Source organism: Enterobacter sp. K510, assembly GCF_055804875.1.
Map to the genome: position 1 here is coordinate 355,009 of NZ_JBNRLQ010000006.1, position 7,314 is coordinate 362,322.

Below are 7,314 nucleotides of genomic sequence, written 5' to 3' on the forward strand. Positions count from 1 at the left end.
AGGCCGGGTAAGCGTAGCGCCACCCGGCAAACAGGTTAAAGCACAACTCCCCTCACTGCCACCCGTACCGGCGGCTGTAAAATCCTTTCACCAGCTGCGTCAACGCCATATACCCCAGCAAAATCCCCGCCAGCCACGGGAAGTACGCCAGCGGCAGCGCCTGGAGTTGCAGATAGCTTGCCAACGGCGAGAACGGCAGCCCGATGCCCAATACCATCACTACCGCCGTCATCAGCAGCAGCGGCCAGGCGGCGCGACTCTGGAAGAAGGGCACGCGGCGGGTGCGGATCATATGCACAATCAGCGTCTGCGACAGTAGCCCCACCACAAACCAGCCGGACTGGAACAGCGTCTGCGCTTCCGGCACGTTGGCGTGGAACACCCACCACATCACACAGAACGTCAGAATGTCGAAGATCGAACTGATCGGCCCAAAGAACAGCATAAAGCGCCCCAGATCGGCGGGGTTCCAGCGCTGTGGCTTCTGGATCTGCTCATCGTCGACGTTATCAAAGGGGATCGCCACCTGTGACACATCGTACAGCAGGTTCTGGATCAGTAAGTGCAGCGGCAGCATGGGTAAAAATGGCAGAAATGCGCTCGCCACCAGCACGCTGAACACGTTGCCGAAGTTAGAACTGGCGGTCATTTTGATGTACTTGAGCATATTGGCAAAAGTACGACGCCCTTCGATCACGCCTGCTTCCAGCACCATCAGGCTCTTTTCCAACAGAATGATGTCGGCGGCTTCGCGGGCGATATCCACCGCACCGTCCACGGAAATGCCAATGTCCGCTGCCCGCAGCGCCGGGGCATCGTTGATGCCGTCGCCCATAAAGCCCACCACATGCCCTTCACGTTTTAGCAGCGTGACGATGCGCTCTTTGTGCATCGGCGTCAGACGGGCGAACAGCGTGGTGCGCTGCGCCAGCGCCGCCAGCTCGTCATCGCTTAACCCTTCGATATCGCTGCCGGTCACCACCTCGCCCGCGTTCAGCCCGACGTCGTGGCACACTTTCGCCGCCACCAGCTCGCTGTCGCCGGTAAGGATTTTCACCGTGATGCCGCTGGCGTGCAGCGCCTTCAGCGCCGGTGCGGTGCTCTCTTTCGGCGGATCGAGAAAGGCGATATAGCCTTCAAGGATCAGGTCTGACTCATCGGAACGCTGATAATCCCCCTGCCGCGCCGCGAGGTATTTGCTGGCCACCGCCACCACGCGCAGGCCCTGACGGTTCAGGGTTTGGGTGACGCGCTCGATGCGGCGCAGCATAGCCTGATCCAGCGCTGTCACCTCGCCGTTATGCCGCACATGGCTACAGACGCTGAGCATCTCCTGCAACGCCCCTTTGCAAATGAGCAAGGGCGCATCCGGCGTTTCCGCCACCACCACCGACATGCGGCGGCGCTCAAAATCAAAAGGGATCTCGTCGATTTTTTGCCAGCGCGTGGAAAGCTCCCGCGCACTGTCTTCGTCCACCCCTTCCAGCACCGCCACATCCAGCAGGTTTTTCAGACCGGTCTGGTAATGGCTGTTCAGCCACGCGGTGTGAAGTACGTGCTTACTAACTTTTCCGGCGATGTCCGTGTGGTTCTCCAGCACGATTTTGTCCTGGGTCAGGGTGCCGGTTTTATCGGTGCACAGGATGTCCATCGCGCCGAAGTTCTGGATGGCGTCCAGATGTTTCACGATCACTTTCTGTTTAGACAGTTTCACCGCGCCGCGTGCCAGCGTCGAGGTGACGATCATCGGCAGCATTTCCGGGGTTAAGCCCACCGCCACCGACAGCGCAAACAGCGCCGCTTCCCACCAGTCGCCTTTGGTGTAGCCGTTAATCAACAGCACCAGCGGCGCCATGACGAGCATAAAACGGATCAGCAGCATACTGACGCGGCTGATGCCTTTCTGGAACGCATTCGGCTCGGTGGGCTGTTCGCTGACGCGCCCGGCCAGCTGACCAAACCAGGTGTTGCCGCCGGTGGCGATGACCATCGCCTGCGCCGTGCCGCTCACCACGTTAGTGCCCATAAAGCACAGGGTGTCGCACTCCAGCGCATTGGTTTGCGCGGCATTACGTGTGACGGCGAACTTCTCCACCGGCAGCGATTCGCCGGTCAGCGAGGCCTGCGCCACGAACAGATCCCGGGCCTGTATCACGCGCAAATCGGCAGGGATCATATCCCCCGCCGCCAGCCGGACAATATCCCCCGGCACCAGTTCTTCCAGCGGCAGTTCGCACCAGGCGCTTTCGCCTTTGTCGTTGATCACCCGCAGCACGGTGGCAGTGTTGCTGACCATCGCTTTCAGCGCGTCGGCGGCGCGGGTGGATCGCGCTTCCTGGATAAAATTGAGCAGCGTGGCGATCGCCACCATCAGGCCGATCACCCCCGCGGCAAACAGATCTTCGGTGGCGTAAGAGATCACGCCGAGCAGCGTCAGCAATAAATTGAACGGGTTGCGATAGCACAGCCACAGGTGCACCCACCAGGGCGATGGCTCCTGCGCCGGAATGCGGTTGTCACCGTGCTTGTCGCGGCTGGCAGTGACTTCCTGGGGGTTAAGCCCTTCAGGATGGCTGCCGAAGCTGCGCCACAGTTGAGACTCATCCATCGCCGCCACGTTAAGGCAGTGATTGCTGAGCGAAGCCGGGATCGGGGTTACGCCTGCGATGGTGGCATCCGGCAGCGGGCTGCGGTCAACCAGACGGCGTGGTAAATGGCGGCTGAGCGCAAAAATGCGCTGCCGGATAAAATTTTTCAGCATAAAAAGTCCCTCTGCGCCCGCAGGCGCAAATGTTATTTTGCAGGGACGTAAAACGTCGCTGCCCTACGCGTCTGGCAAGGCAGCGAGAACTGGCTTACCGGGACGCGGGAAAACTCCCGTCGGGGAGAGGGGTGGGATCAGGATCCATGTTGCCTCCGGTAAAAGTGATAAGGTTTAGTTGCGGCGCATGATAACGTCCCGCAACTAAACCGGACATAAACCAGACTTTGCGCATTGTATTTTGCTTCAGTAGCATTACGCTGATACCGACCCTGACAGGAATGGACGCATGCAAAACCGACTGACAATCAAAGACATCGCCCGCTTAAGCGGCGTGGGTAAATCCACCGTTTCGCGCGTGCTCAATAATGAGAGCGGCGTCAGCGTCCAGACCCGTGAGCGCGTGGAAGCCGTCATGCAACAGCATGGCTTCTCCCCGTCCCGCTCGGCGCGGGCAATGCGCGGCCAGAGCGATAACATCGTGGCGATCATCGTCACGCGCCTCGATTCGCTGTCGGAAAATCTTGCGGTACAGACCATGCTGCCAGCGTTTTACGCCCAGGGTTACGATCCGATCATGATGGAAAGTCAGTTCTCGCCGGCGCTGGTGGAAGAGCATCTTGGCATGTTACGTCGCCGCAATATCGACGGCGTGGTGCTGTTCGGCTTTACCGGCCTCACGGAAACCCTGCTTGCGCCCTGGCAGTCTTCGCTGGTGCTGATGGCGCGGGACGCCAGCGGTTTTGCCTCCGTCTGTTATGACGATGAACGGGCGATCCAGATGCTGCTGGAAAAGCTCTACGCCCAGGGGCACCGGCATATCAGCTATCTCGGCGTACCTGCCAGCGACACCACCACCGGCCAGCGCCGCCACGACGCCTATCTGCATTTTTGCGCACAGCATCAGATGCAGCCCGTCGCCGTGCTGCCGGGCCTGGCCATGAAACAGGGGTATGAGCACGTCGCCCGCGTCTTAACGCCGGACACTACTGCGCTGGTCTGCGCCACTGATACTCTGGCGCTGGGCGCGAGTAAGTACTTACAGGAGCAGCGCATCACCGCCCTGCAACTGGCCAGCGTCGGCAATACGCCGCTGATGAAATTCCTGCATCCGGAAATCGTCACCGTCGATCCCGGCTACGCTGAAGCGGGCCGTATGGCCGCCACCCAGCTGATCGATCAGATCACCGGCCGCGCCGAACCGCGCACCATTATCGTCCCCGCCCGCCTCGGTTAATCTATGCTTGTATGATTTAGTGTGATCCTTAACCGATTTTGGGAACGTTCCCTTTTCGCTTTTGCCGATCCGCAGATACTCTTTCAGCTGTTCCCTACGCATAATTCCAAAACCTCTGTGAGGCTTCACGATGAGCAAAAAAGTAGATCAAGCTGACATCGATAAATTAATCGAGCTGGTTGGCGGACGGGATAACATCGCCACCGTCAGCCACTGTATTACCCGCCTGCGCTTTGTGCTTGATAACCCGGCGAAAGCCGATCCGAAAGCCATTGAAAAACTGAAAATGGTGAAGGGCTGCTTTACCAACGCCGGACAGTTCCAGGTGGTGATCGGCCCCGATGTCGGCGACTACTACAAAGTCCTGCTCGCCACCACCGGTCAGGCTCATGCGGATAAAGAGCACGCCAAACGGGTGGCGCGCCAGAATATGAAATGGTACGAGCAGCTGATCTCGCACTTTGCGGAGATCTTCTTCCCGCTGCTGCCGGCGCTGATCAGCGGCGGTTTGATCCTGGGCTTCCGCAACGTTATCGGCGATCTGCCGATGAGCAACGGCCAGACGCTGGCGCAAATGTCCCCGGCGCTGAAAACCATTTATGACTTCCTGTGGCTGATTGGCGAGGCGATCTTCTTCTACCTGCCGGTGGGGATCTGCTGGTCGGCGGTGAAGAAAATGGGCGGCACGCCGATCCTCGGTATCGTGCTCGGCATTACGCTGGTTTCGCCGCAGTTAATGAACGCTTACTTACTGGGCCAGCAGGTGCCGGAAGCCTGGAACTTTGGCCTGTTCAGCATTGATAAAGTGGGTTACCAGGCGCAGGTCATCCCGGCGCTGCTGGCGGGTCTGGCGCTTGGCTATATTGAATTGCAGCTGAAGCGTATCGTCCCCGCCTACCTCTATCTGGTGGTGGTGCCGGTCTGCTCGCTGCTCCTCGCAGTGTTCCTTGCCCATGCCTTTATCGGCCCCTTTGGTCGTCTGATCGGCGACGGCGTGGCCTTTGCCATGCGCCATCTGATGACCGGCAGCTTCGCCCCGATAGGCGCGGCGCTGTTTGGCTTCCTCTATGCGCCGCTGGTGATCACCGGGGTGCACCAGACTACGCTCGCCATTGATATGCAGATGATCCAGAGCATGGGCGGCACACCGATGTGGCCGCTGATTGCCCTGTCGAACATCGCCCAGGCCTCCGCCGTCGTGGGGATCATCATCGTCAGCCGCAAAGAGAATGAACGTGAGATTTCGGTGCCTGCCGCTATCTCCGCCTTCCTCGGCGTCACCGAACCGGCGATGTACGGTATCAACCTGAAATATCGCTTCCCGATGCTGTGCGCGATGATTGGCTCCTGCCTCGCCGCGCTGCTGTGCGGATTATACGGCGTGATGGCGAACGGCATCGGCGTCGGCGGTCTGCCGGGTATTCTTTCTATCCAGACCGGTTACTGGCAGGTCTACGGCATCGCCATGGTCATCGCCATTGTCGTGCCGTTAGTGCTCACGACCTTTATGTACCAGCGCAAAGCCCGCCAGGGATCGCTACAGATTGTTTGATGCTTCGGGGGCGCGACGGCGCCCCTTTTTACGATCGGGACGACACGATGAATACACTTCCCCACTGGTGGCAGACCGGCGCGATCTACCAGATTTACCCCAAGAGCTTCCAGGACACCACCGGCAGCGGGCGCGGCGATTTACGCGGCGTGACGCAGCGCCTCGACTACCTGAAAATCCTCGGCGTCGACGCCATCTGGCTGACGCCGTTTTATATCTCGCCACAGGTGGATAACGGCTACGACGTGGCGAACTATACCGCCATCGATCCGGGCTACGGCACGCTGGATGATTTTGACGAGATGGTGACGCAGGCACATGCGCGCGGCATTCGCATCGTGCTGGATATGGTGTTAAACCATACCTCCACGCAGCACGCCTGGTTCCGGCACGCGCAGGATCCCGCCAGTCCGTATCGCGAATTTTATATCTGGCGCGACGGCTCGCCGCTGACGCCGCCAAACAACTGGCGCTCCAAGTTTGGCGGCAGCGCCTGGCGCTGGCATGCAGAGAGCGGGCAATACTATCTGCACCTGTTCGCCCCTGAGCAGGCGGATCTGAACTGGGAAAGCCCGCAGGTGCGCGCCGAACTCAAGAAGGTATGTGAATTCTGGGCCGATCGCGGCGTTGACGGGCTGCGTCTTGATGTGGTGAATCTGATTTCCAAAGATCAGGATTTTCCGTCGGATGAGCTGGGGGACGGGCGTCGTTTTTACACCGACGGGCCGCGCGCCCATGAGTATTTGCAGGAGATGAGCCGCGACGTTTTCCGCCCGCGCGGGCTGATGACGGTGGGCGAAATGTCCTCCACCACCCTGGATCACTGTCGGCAGTACGCCGCACAGGATGGCCGCGAACTGTCGATGACCTTTAACTTCCATCATCTGAAAGTGGACTACCCCGGCGGGGAAAAATGGACGCTGGCGGCCCCGGATTTCGTGGCGCTGAAGACGCTGTTCCGCTACTGGCAGCAGGGGATGCATCAGGTGGCGTGGAACGCGCTGTTCTGGTGTAACCACGATCAGCCGCGCATCGTCTCCCGCTTTGGTGATGAGGGGGAATATCGCGTCATCTCGGCGAAAATGCTCGCCATGGTGCTGCACGGTATGCAGGGCACGCCCTATATCTATCAGGGCGAAGAAATCGGCATGACCAACCCGCACTTTACGCGCATCACCGATTACCGCGACGTGGAAAGCCACAATATGTTTGCCGAACGCCGCGCCGCCGGTCAGGACGCCGACCAGCTGCTGGCGATCCTCGCCTCCAAATCCCGCGACAACAGCCGCACGCCGATGCAGTGGGATGCCTCGCCGCACGGCGGCTTTACCCGCGGCGAACCGTGGATCGCACTGTGTGAGAACTATCCGCAGGTGAACGTGGAAGCAGCGCTGCGCGATGCGGACTCGGTGTTCTATACCTACCAGGCGCTGATTGCACTGCGCAAACGCGAACCGGTGCTGACCTGGGGCGATTATGAGGATCTGCTGCCTGCGCATCCGTTCGTGTGGTGTTATCGCCGCCAGTGGCAGGGGCAGACGCTGCTGGTGGTGGCGAATCTGAGCGGGGAGAATCAGGCATGGGAGCCGGAGGAGATGGCGGGCGACTGGCGGGTGGTGATGAGTAATTATGCGGAGGTGGCGCAGGCCCCTGCGAAGGCGGTGTTAAGGCCGTATGAGGCGGTGTGGTGGAGGCAGGGGGAGGCTTAGTTTTAGATGAGGGCAGGTGGAATGTTCCGTTTGGTTTTGGGGGATGTTCGGTGCG

General features: G+C 59.9%; 4 protein-coding genes. 3 read left to right on the forward strand and 1 reads right to left on the reverse strand.

From position 1 onward, the window contains the following. Nucleotides 1-52: 52 nt before the first annotated feature. Complete coding sequence (gene mgtA / locus ACQUTD_RS13190; RefSeq protein WP_473276514.1) at nucleotides 53-2,761, reverse strand: magnesium-translocating P-type ATPase; 2,709 nt, start codon at nucleotides 2,759-2,761, stop codon at nucleotides 53-55. Nucleotides 2,762-3,050: 289 nt separating this feature from the next. Between mgtA and treR the strand changes: the two genes are divergently transcribed. The 3 genes from treR to treC all read left to right on the forward strand — a co-directional run bounded on the left by treR (nucleotide 3,051) and on the right by treC (nucleotide 7,259). Further along, a complete protein-coding gene (treR, locus tag ACQUTD_RS13195) occupies nucleotides 3,051-3,998 on the forward strand; it encodes a trehalose operon repressor TreR (protein WP_072570354.1) in 948 nt (315 codons plus the stop codon). 130 nt (nucleotides 3,999-4,128) lie between these two features. Beyond that, nucleotides 4,129-5,550, forward strand: a complete 1,422-nt coding sequence (gene treB / locus ACQUTD_RS13200) for a PTS trehalose transporter subunit IIBC (protein WP_072570353.1) — start codon at nucleotides 4,129-4,131, stop codon at nucleotides 5,548-5,550. Nucleotides 5,551-5,597: 47 nt separating this feature from the next. Then, nucleotides 5,598-7,259: an alpha,alpha-phosphotrehalase gene (gene treC, locus ACQUTD_RS13205; protein ID WP_473276518.1), complete on the forward strand. Its 1,662-nt coding sequence runs from the start codon at nucleotides 5,598-5,600 to the stop codon at nucleotides 7,257-7,259. The last annotated feature ends 55 nt before the right edge of the window (nucleotides 7,260-7,314 follow it).